Genomic DNA, 14,402 nt, shown 5'->3' on the forward strand with positions numbered 1-14,402 from the left:
CTCCCTTGTGAACTGGTCTATGACGCCCTAACCGGATGATTACGTTGCGTTCAACCCTTCGTCAATCGCCTGCAACGCCGCAATAGCTTGCTGGATGTGGTCCTGAACTTCGGGTTGGTTAGCCGATACTCGGGTATCGCGCTGTTCACGTTCATCCAGCGACTCACCTGCGGTCTCCTCAGCCCCATCGATAGTCGTGTCTTTCACTATTACAATATAACCGCTTTTCTCGATGCCCCCCGCTGTACACCGTCTTCAAGCCTCACTAACCAGGTCTTTTGCGGACACACCCCGTCTGTGTATCTTTTCTAGTTCTAAATCTGATCTATCACTCTAATTGCGGACACACCCCGTCCCACGACTGATCGCCACCCGGCAGCATGCCTGTAAGAGTGCTGGCTTCGATCCTCCCACGACACCACTGCGACCCATACACCACCCTGAGGGTGTCATAGAACTCTTCTCACACCGTGATGATTGTGCTTCCCGGATTGTCTCCGCGTTCGTAGTTGGTGATTGCGACGACGAGGCGCAGACACAACGCGAGGAACACCTGCGCTCGTGCATGGACGCGGCCTCGGGCGTGCGTTCGCCCGAGGCCGCAGCCCTTGACTGATTCGTTGGTTCGTTCGACGCCACTCCGGCGGTTGTACGTCTCGTCTAGCGTTGATTGCTTCAGCTGAACGTCGTTGCTGTGTTTTTCAATGCGGTCTTCTACCCTGTACTCGATATCTTTCGGGTCGTCGGTGTTTCGTGGATTGTACGGAGCGACTGGCACGACCCCTGCGGCCAGCAGGTGGTCGTGCCAGTCGAGCGTGTCGTAGGCACTGTCTCCAAGCATCCACATCGGTTTCCCGACGGCGAGCGCGTCACGCGTGACGCGCATCGCCGTCTCTTCTGGTGCTTGTTTGCTCTCGGTGAACTCGGCTGCAATCGGGATCTTTTGCCCGGTTGAGACGATCGTGCAGCCGTAGCCGTAGTAGTACTCGTCATCGGTTGGATCATAGCACTTCGATGCGTCTGGATCGGCGGGCATCGCTCTCACGTCGGTTGAATCGATAGAATACGTCAAGTCGAGCAGGCCCCGCAAGGCGGCCTGCTCGACGAGATGGTCGAAGACCCGGTCAACAACGTGCTCAAGATCAGTGAGGAATCGATCGACCGCGTCTCTCGACGGCGGTCGATCGAAGCTACAGCTGAGCCAGACAACGGTGTTGTTCAGTTCTCGTGCAACCGGACGGATACCGTAGATGTTCTTGTAATAGCAATGGAGAAAGCCACGCATCATCTCGGGCGGCTCAAGATCTCGTGTTCGCCCCGTCTCCGCCGGGGCGAACACGTCGAACCCTTCAAGAAACTCGAAGGAGAGGTGCTCGAACAACGCCAACGTCTCCGTTTCCACGGCATTGAAGAACGATTCTACCGAAGGATCATCTTGCAGGGTCGCTGAACGCATTCCACCTCAGCGTTCACCCTGCTCTTTGGTATGCGAACTGTTCTATGACACCCTCACCACCCTGGCTACTCTTTGCGCGAAAAATCGGACCGCGATTCAGTCAGTCTCCGCGAAGCGCGTCCTCAACGCCCGCTAACGCGTCCAGCGCTTGCTGAAGATTCTCCCGGATCGACTCCCCATCGCCAGCCACGACCGCCCCGTCGGCTGCAACCGCCTCAGCATTCGGGCGTTGATCCACACCCGTCTGCTCAACATCACCACCGTCGCTAGTTGTCCACTCTGGCTCAAGAGACCAGTTTCTGACACGTAGTGATTAGAATGACGCGACTGAATCAGTCGCCTGATTCAGCCGCTGCCCGGATTCCTGTGTGTGATGGAGTTCCCAAGACTCAAACGCATCCTCACAGATCCGGACGAGTACATTTCGAGCAGCCAGTTGAAGTCTCTTAGCATGGAGTTGCTTGAGCTGATACCGATGGAAGGAATCGAGGGCTCCGGCCTCGATTCCGAGGAAATCATGGAAGTCGTCTTACGAGCTGCTGTTGACACAACCTCCGTCAACGGTGTCACGACGAACACTGAGGACACGCCAAACCGCGAGCCAGTGATGGACTGGTTGCACACCTTGGAGAAAGAGCCGATGCTTGATGCTGTCAACGATATCCTCGCACTGGTGGCGATGACGGTTCTCGACCGCGGCGGGTCGAGAACCATCTGTCTGGACTTCATGGACAATCCGTTCCACGGTCATCCAGACGACGAGGACGAGTTCAGGAGAATGGAAGCACGAGATGGAACCACGAAGTGTCACCGGTACTGTACTGCGTTCGTCATCGCGCAGGGAAAGCCACTCACACTGGCGGTTGAACCAGTTGACGGCGAGGACAGCAAGGCCGACGCGGTCGAGCGCGTGCTCGCCCGCGTCGAAACATACCCATTCGAGACCGACCAGATCCTCATGGACAGGGACGCCTTTGTCGGGGAGTTAATCGGTATTCTTCGGGAGACAGCACCGCCAGTCTTTCCGGTCATAACCCGGAAAGACTCGCTCCGGAAGAAACTCTCCAAGGCCGCGTCACACATGACCGAAGAGACGATTTGCGAAGGGAAAGAGCACGAACAGACGTATCCACTGGCGGTGAACGTTACCTATCAGAACGGTGACCGCGGAAAGTCTGGTGTGAAAGCGACAGGATACGCGGCGTACGGTCTGGAAGACCGCACGCCCGCGCAAGTCGCTACGACCTACAACAAGCGTTCACGGATAGAGAAGAGCTACGAGAAGTTCCGAGAAGCGCGTGCCCTGACAACAACGCCATCGACGACAATCCGGCTGTTCTACGTGGGCGTGGGGTTTCTGTTAGAGCAGTTGTGGCTCGTGTTACAGTGGGCCGTGCTCGCCCGACCACGGCGGGGCGGGCGAGCACTTCCGAAAACATTCGCGTTTGGTGACGCGTTTTTGCACGGGATCGAACGGGTGTTAGACGACGAACTCGGCTGGAAAGAGAAGTACCGGACTAACGGAGAAGGACTGCCAGCAGGATACGAACACGGACTCGGTTGAGCCGCCTCGCTTCGGCGAAGCGAGGCTGGCGAACAGCGACAGCTGTCTTCGGAGATCAGTCTGAACGACAACTACAGCCAAAACAATCCAGATTTGTGACTCTTCCTCAACTCTCCGTGGCGTCAGATGTGTACTTCGTCTCGTATCAGCGTCCTTACCGTGTTAGACCGGACTCTTGTTGCCGCCGCCATCAAGAGAGTGGACAACTAGCGAGTATAGCAGTAATGTTGCCGCGCATCTTATCGCTTCGGGAGAATGTTAACAAGGGCGGTGTGATGACATGTATCAATAGACGCGTTCAGGCCGGATTATCCACATTTTGATGCGTATAAGGCCGACGTGTTACAGGAGAAATCGACACTTGAGCAACTGCTCACGATGGACAGCGAACTGGCGAATTATATTCATTTGAGCAAATATATCGGGCCGCTGCATCCTGCGGATCTCCCGATTCTGCGGCGTGAATACTCGACACGATTCGAACAATTCCTTCACGACCGGTTGGACGGCGTCGTGGCTGATCCGACGGAGCGAACAGCTCCCTATGAGCACCAGTTCGGTGACTTTCGGAAGCGATTGCGGAGTTGAATCAGAACTTACCGGGTGCGGCGGATTCGCCGGTGACGACCTTACCACGACCTGCAGAGCGGTTGTTGACAAAGTCGCTCCGCCGGCACATACGAAACCACAGTACACGCTCGCGTTGTCGATCCGGAATTCCATGCGACGGTACTGTCAGCGGTTGAGCCAGTAGTGCCAGTCCGACACGGCCTGCTCGGTGTCGTCACTGGCGTCAACTGGTTCCAGTTGACTCAACGGCACCCCGAACTCTCCGTCCATCCATTTGATGGTCACGAACTGCTGGCGGAGCGAGGGCTCCGATGATGGTTTGCCGATTACACGAACTGTCTCGCCCTCATCCAGCGGCGACACCTCCTGCTCCTCGGTACAGCGGGCCTCAAAGGGGAAGTCCATCGTCTCCTCCAGATAGATATGCCACCCCATCGCCTGTTCGTGCTCATGATAGGCGTCCACGATAATCTCCATCTTGATGCGCTCTTCGCGTTCCTCGTCTCGTTCGACCATGTGCCCGCGTACGCACCCTGCTGGTAAGTCGTTCCGGGCTGCTCACCAACCGACCCGTGACCAGCCCCCCTAAAGTGAAGACCAAGTTGCTCCGGAATCCCACTCATCGCTTCTAAAATCTGCCGTGTTGAATAGATGCTGAGTCACGGCTAGAGTGGCTCACAGAGCGGTTCTATGTTAGAGATGGCGAACATAAGGACGATTTCACGGAACTGTCGATACCAGCCGAGCGCTCGCACGGCATCGCCGAGCGAGCGCTTCGTTGTCGAATACGATGTTTCGGCCATCCAGCGCTGAGAGTAGCCTTTTGCCCGGATGAGCGCGTTATGTCCTAGCGTCAACGGTCTCGATCCACGCTGTAAGATGAGTGGCTCGACACCGAGGGCGTAGAACTCGTATTTCGTGATCCAGTTGTGGAAGGCTTTGTCAGCAGCCACGGACAGCAGGTCGTCCGCGTTCCGGCGGACGACCTGCGGCCCGGTCTTCGTATCGTGTTTCCACCGGGCCGAGATATGTACGTCAAGAACAGCAAGAGACTTTCTATCGGTTAGTGTCGTCACTTTCAGTGTCTGTACGTTACTTCCCGACCGCTGGCGGTAGTACGACGAGGCTGAGCGGCGGTCGAAGAACGTGCTGTCGAGTGCAGCGTGACCAGACTGCGGGTGTTGCTGCGCGGAAACGCGCAGCAACGCCCGCCAGACCCACATCTCCAGCCGGTCGAACGATTTGTAGATCGTGCTGTAGTCTGGCAGATCGTCCCGATCTAAGTCGAGTACGTCACGAATCTCAGCCATGTACTCCAGCCGATTCGGCGTTTCACGGTAGCTGTGGCCGTCTTCGAGCCGGAAACAGTGGATAACGACGTGTTTCCAGCGGGCGAACCCGCCGCTGGCGGGCTCGCCCGCGTGCTTCCCCAACGCTTGTTTGACTAGGTGCCGACACTGCTCAACGAAGTCGAGGAGATCGACTTCCATAGACAGAATCGATTTCCTCGGCTTCGCCCTTCTACTCCGTGATATAAGCCGATTAAATCGGTATTCAACACGGCACTAAAATCTGTCCTCTCTGCCGATCAACCCGTGGTCTACGAGGGAACCAGCGATGTGCAGTGGAACACTATCGCCGACCAGCTGACATGGAACGGCCCGGGCTATAACCCTAAGCGGGGTCTATCGACTCGATATGGTCGAGACAGTCACAGCCACACGGCTTCGAGACAGGATCGACGCGGGAGAGTCTTTCACGCTGCTGGATACCCGCCCCGAGGAGAGCTATGGGGCCTGGCACATTCGGGACGCGATCCAGTACACGTACGACCCCGACTCTGAGTTCGACGCCGAGGCGTTTCGGTCCCGGACAGGGCTCACACCGGACGACGAAATCGTCACCATCTGTGCGAAGGGAATCTCGTCGTTCGACATGGCCACACAACTCCAAGACACCGGCTACGAGAACGTCACCGTTGTCGAGGACGGCATGGAGGGCTGGAGCGAAGTGTACGACATCGTCGAGATCCCGGCGGTGGGTGACGTGGAAATCGTCCAGTTCCAGCGGCGTGCGAAGGGCTGTCTGAGCTACCTGATCGGCGATCCGGCGTCGTCCGTGGCGGCCGTCGTCGATCCGACGCGACACGTCGAACGGGTAGCCGCAGCGGCTTCGGACCGGGGCTACTCGATCGAGTTCGTCTTTGATACGCACGTCCACGCCGACCACGTCTCCGGGGGGCGCGAACTCGCCGACAACGTCGGCGCAACCTACTATCTCGGAGCTGACGCAGCCGATCGAGGCGTCGCCTACGACTACCGGCCGCTGGAGCGAAACGAGGTCGTCGCGGTCGGTGACCACGATATCAAGGCCGTCCCGTCGCCCGGCCACACCTCCGAAATCGTGAGCTATCTCGTGGATGACGAGGCGGTTCTGACGGGTGATACACTATTCGTGGACTCGGTCGGCCGTACCGAACTGCAGTTCGGCAACAGTGACGCCGACGCCGGTGCAAAACTGCTCTACGAGTCGCTTCACGAGACGCTGCTAGCCGAACCTGACTCAGTCACCGTCTTGCCGGGCCATTTCTCCATCGAAGCTGACGGGACGACCGACGTGACTCCCGGTAAACCCGTCTCGACGACGATCGGCCAGGTGCGCACAGAACTCGAACTGCTGACCGTTGACCGCAAGACGTTCGTGCGCCAACTTACCGCCGCCCTCCCTGAGAAGCCGCCGAACTACGAGCGGATCATCGATATCAATGCCGGCCGGGACGCCGCCGATGAGGCGGCGACGACAGAACTGGAACTCGGCCCGAACAACTGCGCGGCGACCGGGGACTAACTCCTCTCACTCTTCGTCGTCGGCCTCTCGGAACGCGACCGAGTTAGTGAGGCACTTGCGGGTGAGTCATTAAGTAGCGCCCTTCATGAGTTCATGAAGTAGCGATAATCCGGCCTGGTCATAGTGAGTGGAGACCAGTCACTGAACGGCGGGAGCGTGAACTACTTTTGTAAGTCGCCATCGCCCTGCCGTTGGCGGGCGATAATCCCATATGTAGCACATCTTCTCTCGCTGAAGTTGCTGTAGTGTTATACTGACTCCGCTTCGAGATACCCTGTCTTCGGTTCCGGGTAATAGATCCGTGGTTCGTTGTCATCCGGCGCTCCGGGTACGGTCCGCAGCGTTGTTTTGCGGGCCGCAACTGCGAGAACCATTGAGTCTAGAATATCGTCATCACTCACGTCTTTCACGTGATGCTTCTCTCGGGCGTCCTTACGGACGGCTCCCATACCATTGAGGACATTCCGGAGGAGTTGAGTTCGCATCGCTTGTCCTCGTTCGGAGGATTTCGAGTACGCGATTGGCTGTCCGTTCAACGCATAGAAACACAGTTCGGGATGGCTCTCCCGAATCACGCCGTCGTACTCATTACCGACGACTGCTGCGACGTCCTGGATTGCGTCCCCAATATTGTACGCCTGCCGGGAGAGGCCATGGTCCATCGCTTCCTCGTGTGCCGTGCTGGCAGTCTTGTAGTCGTCACTGTCGAGCGCATTTTTACACGGCGGATAGAAGGCCGTGATCCCGCGGCATCCAAGGAGTTCCTTCGCCTGTTCATCACACTTCCGGCGCTCTTCCGTTGGCAGTCCGATCGGGATATCGACGAGGACTTGAAGTGCATCCCCGTTATCCTCAACTAGGTTCCCGAAGTCGTTGTAGAGAGAGGTGCTGACACCGTCGTCCGAGAGGATGGTGGCAAACCAGCCACCGGAACAGGCATCAACGCCGACGAAGGAATCGTTAGGACGAGCAGTCATGATTCGATATTCAAAACGGTGCCAACCACCACCTTTTCCGCCCGAACGAGTTGAGGATTGAAAATCTTCCCGAACGGATACAACTTACCGTCATAACGGAGGTCATAGGCGTCTTGATGTCGATGGGGTTCGTTCTTGACGACGAACTGGATTGTCGGTTGAGGGCGTTGTTCTCTAAGTCGTCGCCGCTATGGTCCATCTCCATGGCGAGGTCCTCAACGAGATTTCTGTCTTCGCATTTTACCGTTTGCGACCCTCGATATCAACTAGAATGTAACCCGCCTCATCATGCTTGCTGGCGAGTGCACGCTCCTGTGTTTCTAGGTAGTCATCTATTTTTTCTATTGGGGTCGGGGACTCTTCTGATGGCAGATTTGCAATGAAGCGACCGAACATGAATAGTGCTCGTTCGTATTTTTGGGCCTTCCCATCAGGACACGTATCCGAAAAACCACGACAGAAGTTGGCGTACTTAGTAGTGTCCTGACTGGCTTGAGTGAACAGTTGCTGATCAGTATCCCGAACCCCCCATAGATACACATACGCATTCCAGACTCGCCTATCATAGATGGGATATTCTTTTGAATAGTTATCCTCGCTTGCAGCCAAATGCAGAAGAAATGCCGATGTTACAAGACTCTTTGTTGTGACGACCCCCGCGTTTTGCAATTCAGTTGAAACGGTCTCGATTGCTGCTTTACGATCTTCGTCATTAGGGTCTTCACTGAGACAGTCGCCCCAATCGAGTTGTTCAATTACAGACTCAACTGGATCAAACGGACCATTCCGATTCAGACCTTTCCAATCCCAAAGCTGTCTGGCTCGACTTTTGACTGTGCAAGCGTCCATCGCATCTTCGTATTGGTCCGCATAGTCTGTGTATACAGGATAGAGCGAGGCCCAATAATCGATATTCAGTGGTGGCGTCAGCATATCACAATCTTAGCTTGTATGTGAGGGTGTCATAGAACTCTTCTCACACCGTGATGATTGTGCTTCCCGGATTGTCTCCGCGTTCGTAGTTGGTGATTGCGACGACGAGGCGCAGACACAACGCGAGGAACACCTGCGCTCGTGCATGGACGCGGCCTCGGGCGTGCGTTCGCCCGAGGCCGCAGCCCTTGACTGATTCGTTGGTTCGTTCGACGCCACTCCGGCGGTTGTACGTCTCGTCTAGCGTTGATTGCTTCAGCTGAACGTCGTTGCTGTGTTTTTCAATGCGGTCTTCTACCCTGTACTCGATATCTTTCGGGTCGTCGGTGTTTCGTGGATTGTACGGAGCGACTGGCACGACCCCTGCGGCCAGCAGGTGGTCGTGCCAGTCGAGCGTGTCGTAGGCACTGTCTCCAAGCATCCACATCGGTTTCCCGACGGCGAGCGCGTCACGCGTGACGCGCATCGCCGTCTCTTCTGGTGCTTGTTTGCTCTCGGTGAACTCGGCTGCAATCGGGATCTTTTGCCCGGTTGAGACGATCGTGCAGCCGTAGCCGTAGTAGTACTCGTCATCGGTTGGATCATAGCACTTCGATGCGTCTGGATCGGCGGGCATCGCTCTCACGTCGGTTGAATCGATAGAATACGTCAAGTCGAGCAGGCCCCGCAAGGCGGCCTGCTCGACGAGATGGTCGAAGACCCGGTCAACAACGTGCTCAAGATCAGTGAGGAATCGATCGACCGCGTCTCTCGACGGCGGTCGATCGAAGCTACAGCTGAGCCAGACAACGGTGTTGTTCAGTTCTCGTGCAACCGGACGGATACCGTAGATGTTCTTGTAATAGCAATGGAGAAAGCCACGCATCATCTCGGGCGGCTCAAGATCTCGTGTTCGCCCCGTCTCCGCCGGGGCGAACACGTCGAACCCTTCAAGAAACTCGAAGGAGAGGTGCTCGAACAACGCCAACGTCTCCGTTTCCACGGCATTGAAGAACGATTCTACCGAAGGATCATCTTGCAGGGTCGCTGAACTCATTCCACCTCAGCGTTCACCCTGCTCTTTGGTATGCGAACTGTTCTATGACACCCTCTGTATGTAGTAAAAATACGCAGGTCCCGTACTTTCCTATCCACGTTGAGAAACCAAGGAATTTCTCTGCCCGAGAACTCGATGGCCGACAACACCAGCTCACCTGAGAACGATCGATAATCCGGCCCTGTTACAGTGAGTCCATCCCACGGGATCACCTCCACAGTATCGTCCCGACGTTCGGCGGCGCAACGAACGACGTCGAGCCGGTGCATGCGAGACTCGAAATGTTCTCCTGCGGTATCACGTGGTGTCTCATTCCGGGTGGTCGGCATCGTGACACGAGCCACCCTTCTCGCGGTTTCGTCGGCAGCAGGGACATGGGTGCGTCGCCTTGAGGCAGGGTGAGCTCTCGACGCTCAGATACCCGACGGAGCCCGACAACCGGCTTAATCACCCTCTTCGTCGTCTTCGCCGTCTTCGTCGTCTTCGTCGTCTTCAAGACCCTGCTTCATGCCCTCCGCGAGGGCTTCACCGAAGTCTTCCTCCATCCACCGGGCAATCTCGGCTGCGCTGGCGTCCTCGTCGGGACGGTCGGTCATACAAACTCCATAGGACAGTGAATGAGTAAAGGCCACGGGACAGACAGCACCTGATCGTTAGTCAAAATATAACCTGACAGTCACTATTTGGAGGAGTATGAGCGGCGGGCCGACGAGGTCATCGACAGTATTGAGCCAGAGAAAGATCCATATCTCGGCCCTGTCACAGTGGTTCCATGCCATCGGATCGCCTCCGAAGTATCGTCCCGATGTTCGGCGGAGCGACCAGTTACGTCGAGACACTGGATGCCATCCTAGAATTCGTCGAGTCTCACCAGCCGACGACGGACGAGCTCGTCGGGTGGCATCGCGGGACGTTCACGAACGTGTCGAGCCGTGACTCGATTATGCGCCGGGTCAGGTATTTGCAACAAGTCGGCTTCCTCCAGCAGGAACAGACCGGATGGGAACTCGGTCCGGCGGGCACAGAGTATGTGGAGAACCAGGATACGGCGACGTTACTCCGGATCATGTGTAACCGGAACGTTGGCCTTCGGAGTCTCTTGTATGCGCTCTCTGCTGGACCAATGTCGATTGCCGAAGTAAGCGACCAGCAACTGGATACGCACCCGGAATTGGGGTGGGCTCGTGGGGAGACGGATATGGCCAAGCAGCGGGCGAACTGGCTCCGAAGCATGGGACTCGTCGAGAAGCACGGTGATGAGTACGGACTCACAGCAGAAGGCCGACAGTTTGTCGAAGACGCGGTTGAGGAGTGGGCAGATACGGCGTGGACATCGGATGCAGCTGCACACGATCTGACCGCCGGCACCTACGAAACAACAGCCCATGCCCGCGCTGTCGATCCGGAGTTCCGTGCGACGGTGCTCTCACGCCACGAGCGAACTTGTCCTGTCTCGGGGGTTGACCATCCCGGGTTATTGGACGTAGCTCATGTGCTGCCGTGGAGCGACTACCCGGAGTATCGGGCCGACCTGTTGAATGTCCTGCCGCTCAGTAAGACACATCACGCGGCGTTCGATCGAGACCTATTCACGATCGATCAGGACTACCGGCTGCGGGTGAATCCGTCATTCGAGACAGGGAGCGATCTGTTACAACGGACGATTATCGATCAGGCAGGCGAACGAGTGCCAATACCCGATAGAAGTCTGGACCCGGACTACGTCAGTCAGCATAACGCGGCGCTTGAGTGGGTATGAGTGGCGACGAATCTTAGAACACTCTTCTACACAGCTCGGCGGCCGCGGCATGGATCCTCTACACGTGGCCCTGCTCTCAGACCATGCCTGAACATCTTACGGTGAGGAAGTGTTCTAAACCACCATCACAATATGACCACTAATGCCGGAGGACGGTGTTCCAGACGAGGATGAAGTGGCATCAGCCGAGGAGTTAATGCAACACATCGAGGAGAATTGGCGGGAGAAAGTCGAAAAAGCCACCCTCGACGACTGCGAGCAAATCCGCGCAGCGGGAGAGTACGTCCGAGCGGCGGAAAGCTGGCAAGACGCCGTCAGCCGCGTCGCCGATGGGCTTGCCGTCTCGGAGGAACGGGCAGAATGGCTCGTCGGGCTCTACATTAAGATCTTCACTGATCCGTCGAAAAGCGTCACGGGCTACGGTCTCAACATCGGAGGGCTCTACTTCAGCACGCAGAAATCCGTGGAAGAAATCCAACCGGAGACAAGGATAGACTCCGTAGACGAAGCCGAGGAGTACCTCCGAGAGTACGTCGGGGTACACGCCGACGAGGCAGACATCGACGAGGTAACCTTCACTGACGACTTGCCGGAAGAACCCCCCTACCCCTCCCTTGACCTCAACCTCGAAATTCCAACTCCACAACTCACGGGGCTCACGGAAGCGTTGGAGGCCATCACCTCATCGTACCATCAGCAACTGGCCGCCCAACTCTCCACGATACTTGACGGCTACTTCGACTCACTTCTATCCGACACATTAGAGCCAATCGCCGACCTCGCCGAGCAGTACCGCGAAATTGAGGAATCCGACTTCGAGTTCAAGTGGCTCTCCAACGTCAAGCACGCAGCCTTCATGCAGCTCTACCGTGAGTACTGCGATGAGGGGAACGATGCCGCGGCCGAACTCCTCGCCGCCCAACTCCGCGACGAGGAAGACATCGAGAGCTTCAAGGAGTACTTCCGCTCCTTCAACGAATACGACGAACGGCAGGAGATCATCGAAGAGGCACTCGACGCCCACGCTGAGGGAAGATATGTCCTCAGCATCCCCACCCTCCTCACCCAACTCGACGGCATCTTCATCGACCTCGCCCTCGATATCGGCCTTTGGCGGCCTGACCACGATGTAACCGGGGTCGCAGTCGTCAACAAGGGCGAAGGAAGCCCCCGCCACATCTCCGAGATCGACGAGGAATTCCGGGACTACTACAGCAGCCGTCTCTGGCCGAACCGTGTCGAAATCCTTCACGGGAAGCGCACCGACTATGCCGACGACGAACTCCTCTCGGCGAAGCTCATCTGGCTACTCTTCCAGACACTCCATACTGTCGAGAACATCCGATCAGCCGAGGACTTCGGAGACTATCACATCCTGCACGCAGTAGCTGAGGACGATGTCTACTCCATCACGGCCATCGCCGACCACCTGGACTACCAGGAGGACTACGTCGAAGAGCGTTGTACGGCCCTCGAAAACCAACATGCAGTCTCCGTCTCGGAAGATAGTGAGGTCTCCATCACCGAGCTTGGACACGAGTATCTCGAAGGCGACCGAAGCCTCGTTGACTGAGGCGATGGAGTAGACCTCGGTCGCTTGTTTGCAGTCCAGTCGTCTAGAGGGTCGTGGACTATGGCACGGTCGTAGTTATGACGGAAGAATTCTAGCTAATGCTTATAAAGATAGAGAATAAGCTAGATAATATGCTCCTTGAGCCACCAGATCGGGAACGCGGATTCACCCGGGAGCGTCTACTCCGCATCCTTCTCTCGCACCCAAACGGCGATCTCAACAAGCGTGCGCTCGCACAAGAAGCAGAAACAAGTGACGCATGGACCGCCAAATTCACTAATCAACTCGAAGACAAGGGCCTCGTTGAAGGGACAACCGTTCAGGATCCACGTGGTCTCTACGACTACTGGCGGGACAAGCGTGTCTCCCCATCAACGGTGACTGTCGCACTCCAGTCCCCGGTTGAGACAATACAAGATACAGATCTCACTCACGCCTTCACAACCTACCAAGCAGAGAACGCACAGCAGGGATTTCTCTTCACATCAAACACTGCAGTCTACGTAGACCCGGATGAGATCGAAGAATGGATTTCACTCATCGAAGAACAGGGACTCATTGGAGGCGGAAACACAGAATTCAGAGTTACGGACAGCCATGTGTTTTACCGAGCGGAAACGGTCAACGGTATAGAGACAGTCTCTATCCCACAGTTGATTGTTGATCTCCTTGATGAGGGTGGGCCATGCGTCGAAGCAGCTGAACGCCTGATCGAGACATACCATGAGTGATGCCGATCGTAGCCAGTACTCTGACGAAGTCACAGAATTCTCCGAGAACGAACTTCAACAACTTCTGGAGGCCACATCACCCCCTGTGAGTCTCCTCGGTGGGTGGGCAGTCCATCTTCACGTGACGGAAGCATTCGAAGCCGAAAACGGGCGGGAGTATATCGGTTCACGGGACATCGATCTTGGCGTACACGTCGAACCAGAGTGGGATGTCGAAACGCTTCAGTCAAAACCCGTTTCCACCACACTCACTGCCGTTGAATCAGAGATGGAGTACAACCGAGGTCGGTTTGGGTTCTATCAGTACTTCCACCGAATGACGAAGGAACGACTCAGTGATGAGGAAGCAAACGATTATCGGCAGCACGAGATCTTCCGTCTCGATATCGATGTGCTCCCGAGTACCGAAGAATTAGACGCATTTGCTGAGGCGTTCGGGTTTCGACCACCAGCTGATCCACTACTAAAGCCAGTGTTTGGCGACGGGGAATTTCAGGTACTCAACGAGTTCGTCGAATGGGAAGCCCCCACCGAGGTCCGTCTGGCTCCAAGAGAGATACTTGCAGCAATGAAAGTTCGAGCCTTTCCGGATCGAGACAAGAGTCACAAGCGATTGAAAGATTTGGCTGACCTTCACGCACTCCTTTGGTATGGGAGTGATTTCAACCAGCTCCAGTCGGAGGTCACCGCTCACCTGTCACAAGAAGACATCACACAGTTCACAGAGACTGTTACCGATTCCGGATTTGCGAATGCTGCAGGGCTTATCGAAGTTGATGCGACTGTGCTACAGAATTCAATCCAACGATTACTTGCCTGAACACAGCTCTAAATCGGTTTCTCGATTGTGTGTGAACTATGAGCCGATGAACCAGTAGCGGGTAGAGTGTGCCCCTTGTCCAAAATACGCCTCGGCGATGGCACTTGACCAGAGGTAGGTCTATGAAGAAGGAACA

Annotated in this window: 15 protein-coding genes; 6 read left to right on the forward strand and 9 right to left on the reverse strand. The window is 56.2% G+C overall.

All coding sequences use genetic code 11. From position 1 onward, the window contains the following. Window positions 1–463: 463 nt before the first annotated feature. On the reverse strand, window positions 464–1,456 hold the full coding sequence (locus NBT81_RS13695; protein WP_338737836.1) for a transposase: 993 nt from the start codon (window positions 1,454–1,456) through the stop codon (window positions 464–466). 100 nt (window positions 1,457–1,556) lie between these two features. After that, the gene (locus NBT81_RS13700) at window positions 1,557–1,694 is read right to left on the reverse strand and encodes a hypothetical protein (protein ID WP_338739411.1); all 138 of its coding nucleotides are present in this window, start codon (window positions 1,692–1,694) and stop codon (window positions 1,557–1,559) included. 135 nt (window positions 1,695–1,829) lie between these two features. Between NBT81_RS13700 and NBT81_RS13705 the strand changes: the two genes are divergently transcribed. Beyond that, window positions 1,830–3,020 (forward strand): ISH3 family transposase, encoded by a 1,191-nt coding sequence (locus NBT81_RS13705; RefSeq protein WP_425498664.1) that lies wholly within the window; start codon window positions 1,830–1,832, stop codon window positions 3,018–3,020. Between the two features lie 735 nt (window positions 3,021–3,755). On the opposite strand, the gene NBT81_RS13710 is transcribed toward NBT81_RS13705, so the two are convergent. Together NBT81_RS13710 and NBT81_RS13715 are read right to left on the reverse strand one after the other, a co-directional pair. After that, window positions 3,756–4,106, reverse strand: coding sequence for a calcium-binding protein (locus NBT81_RS13710; RefSeq protein WP_338739412.1), 351 nt, complete (start codon window positions 4,104–4,106; stop codon window positions 3,756–3,758). 149 nt (window positions 4,107–4,255) lie between these two features. Further along, window positions 4,256–5,080: an IS5 family transposase gene (locus NBT81_RS13715; protein ID WP_338739413.1), complete on the reverse strand. Its 825-nt coding sequence runs from the start codon at window positions 5,078–5,080 to the stop codon at window positions 4,256–4,258. Between the two features lie 208 nt (window positions 5,081–5,288). On the opposite strand from NBT81_RS13715, the gene NBT81_RS13720 reads away from it, so the two are divergent. Then, the gene (locus tag NBT81_RS13720) at window positions 5,289–6,437 is read left to right on the forward strand and encodes an MBL fold metallo-hydrolase (RefSeq protein ID WP_338739414.1); all 1,149 of its coding nucleotides are present in this window, start codon (window positions 5,289–5,291) and stop codon (window positions 6,435–6,437) included. A 248-nt stretch (window positions 6,438–6,685) separates the two neighbouring features. Here the strand turns inward: NBT81_RS13720 and NBT81_RS13725 are convergent, their stop codons facing one another. The 5 genes from NBT81_RS13725 to NBT81_RS13745 all read right to left on the reverse strand — a co-directional run bounded on the left by NBT81_RS13725 (window position 6,686) and on the right by NBT81_RS13745 (window position 9,979). Continuing rightward, the gene (locus NBT81_RS13725; RefSeq protein WP_338739415.1) at window positions 6,686–7,414 is read right to left on the reverse strand and encodes a DUF429 domain-containing protein; all 729 of its coding nucleotides are present in this window, start codon (window positions 7,412–7,414) and stop codon (window positions 6,686–6,688) included. Between the two features lie 240 nt (window positions 7,415–7,654). Next, window positions 7,655–8,347 carry a hypothetical protein gene (locus tag NBT81_RS13730; protein WP_338739416.1) on the reverse strand — a complete coding sequence of 231 codons (693 nt, stop codon included), beginning with the start codon at window positions 8,345–8,347 and terminating at the stop codon, window positions 7,655–7,657. A 43-nt stretch (window positions 8,348–8,390) separates the two neighbouring features. Next, on the reverse strand, window positions 8,391–9,383 hold the full coding sequence (locus NBT81_RS13735) for a transposase (RefSeq protein ID WP_338738304.1): 993 nt from the start codon (window positions 9,381–9,383) through the stop codon (window positions 8,391–8,393). Next, on the reverse strand, window positions 9,380–9,652 hold the full coding sequence (locus tag NBT81_RS13740; protein WP_338739417.1) for a hypothetical protein: 273 nt from the start codon (window positions 9,650–9,652) through the stop codon (window positions 9,380–9,382). Before NBT81_RS13740 ends, NBT81_RS13735 begins: the two co-directional genes overlap by 4 nt. Before the next feature lie 174 nt (window positions 9,653–9,826). Further along, window positions 9,827–9,979, reverse strand: coding sequence for a hypothetical protein (locus NBT81_RS13745; protein WP_338739419.1), 153 nt, complete (start codon window positions 9,977–9,979; stop codon window positions 9,827–9,829). 176 nt (window positions 9,980–10,155) lie between these two features. Between NBT81_RS13745 and NBT81_RS13750 the strand changes: the two genes are divergently transcribed. The 4 genes from NBT81_RS13750 (at window position 10,156) to NBT81_RS13765 (ending at window position 14,266) form a co-directional block, all read left to right on the forward strand. Then, window positions 10,156–11,142 (forward strand): HNH endonuclease signature motif containing protein, encoded by a 987-nt coding sequence (locus NBT81_RS13750; RefSeq protein ID WP_338739420.1) that lies wholly within the window; start codon window positions 10,156–10,158, stop codon window positions 11,140–11,142. Between the two features lie 142 nt (window positions 11,143–11,284). After that, a complete protein-coding gene (locus NBT81_RS13755) occupies window positions 11,285–12,715 on the forward strand; it encodes a hypothetical protein (RefSeq protein WP_338739421.1) in 1,431 nt (476 codons plus the stop codon). 131 nt (window positions 12,716–12,846) lie between these two features. Continuing rightward, window positions 12,847–13,446 carry a hypothetical protein gene (locus NBT81_RS13760; protein ID WP_338739422.1) on the forward strand — a complete coding sequence of 200 codons (600 nt, stop codon included), beginning with the start codon at window positions 12,847–12,849 and terminating at the stop codon, window positions 13,444–13,446. Beyond that, the gene (locus NBT81_RS13765) at window positions 13,439–14,266 is read left to right on the forward strand and encodes a nucleotidyl transferase AbiEii/AbiGii toxin family protein (RefSeq protein WP_338739423.1); all 828 of its coding nucleotides are present in this window, start codon (window positions 13,439–13,441) and stop codon (window positions 14,264–14,266) included. The genes NBT81_RS13760 and NBT81_RS13765 overlap by 8 nt, the downstream gene beginning before the upstream one ends. The last annotated feature ends 136 nt before the right edge of the window (window positions 14,267–14,402 follow it).

This window comes from Haloplanus sp. CK5-1 (assembly GCF_037201915.1).
Classification (GTDB): domain Archaea; phylum Halobacteriota; class Halobacteria; order Halobacteriales; family Haloferacaceae; genus Haloplanus; species Haloplanus salilacus.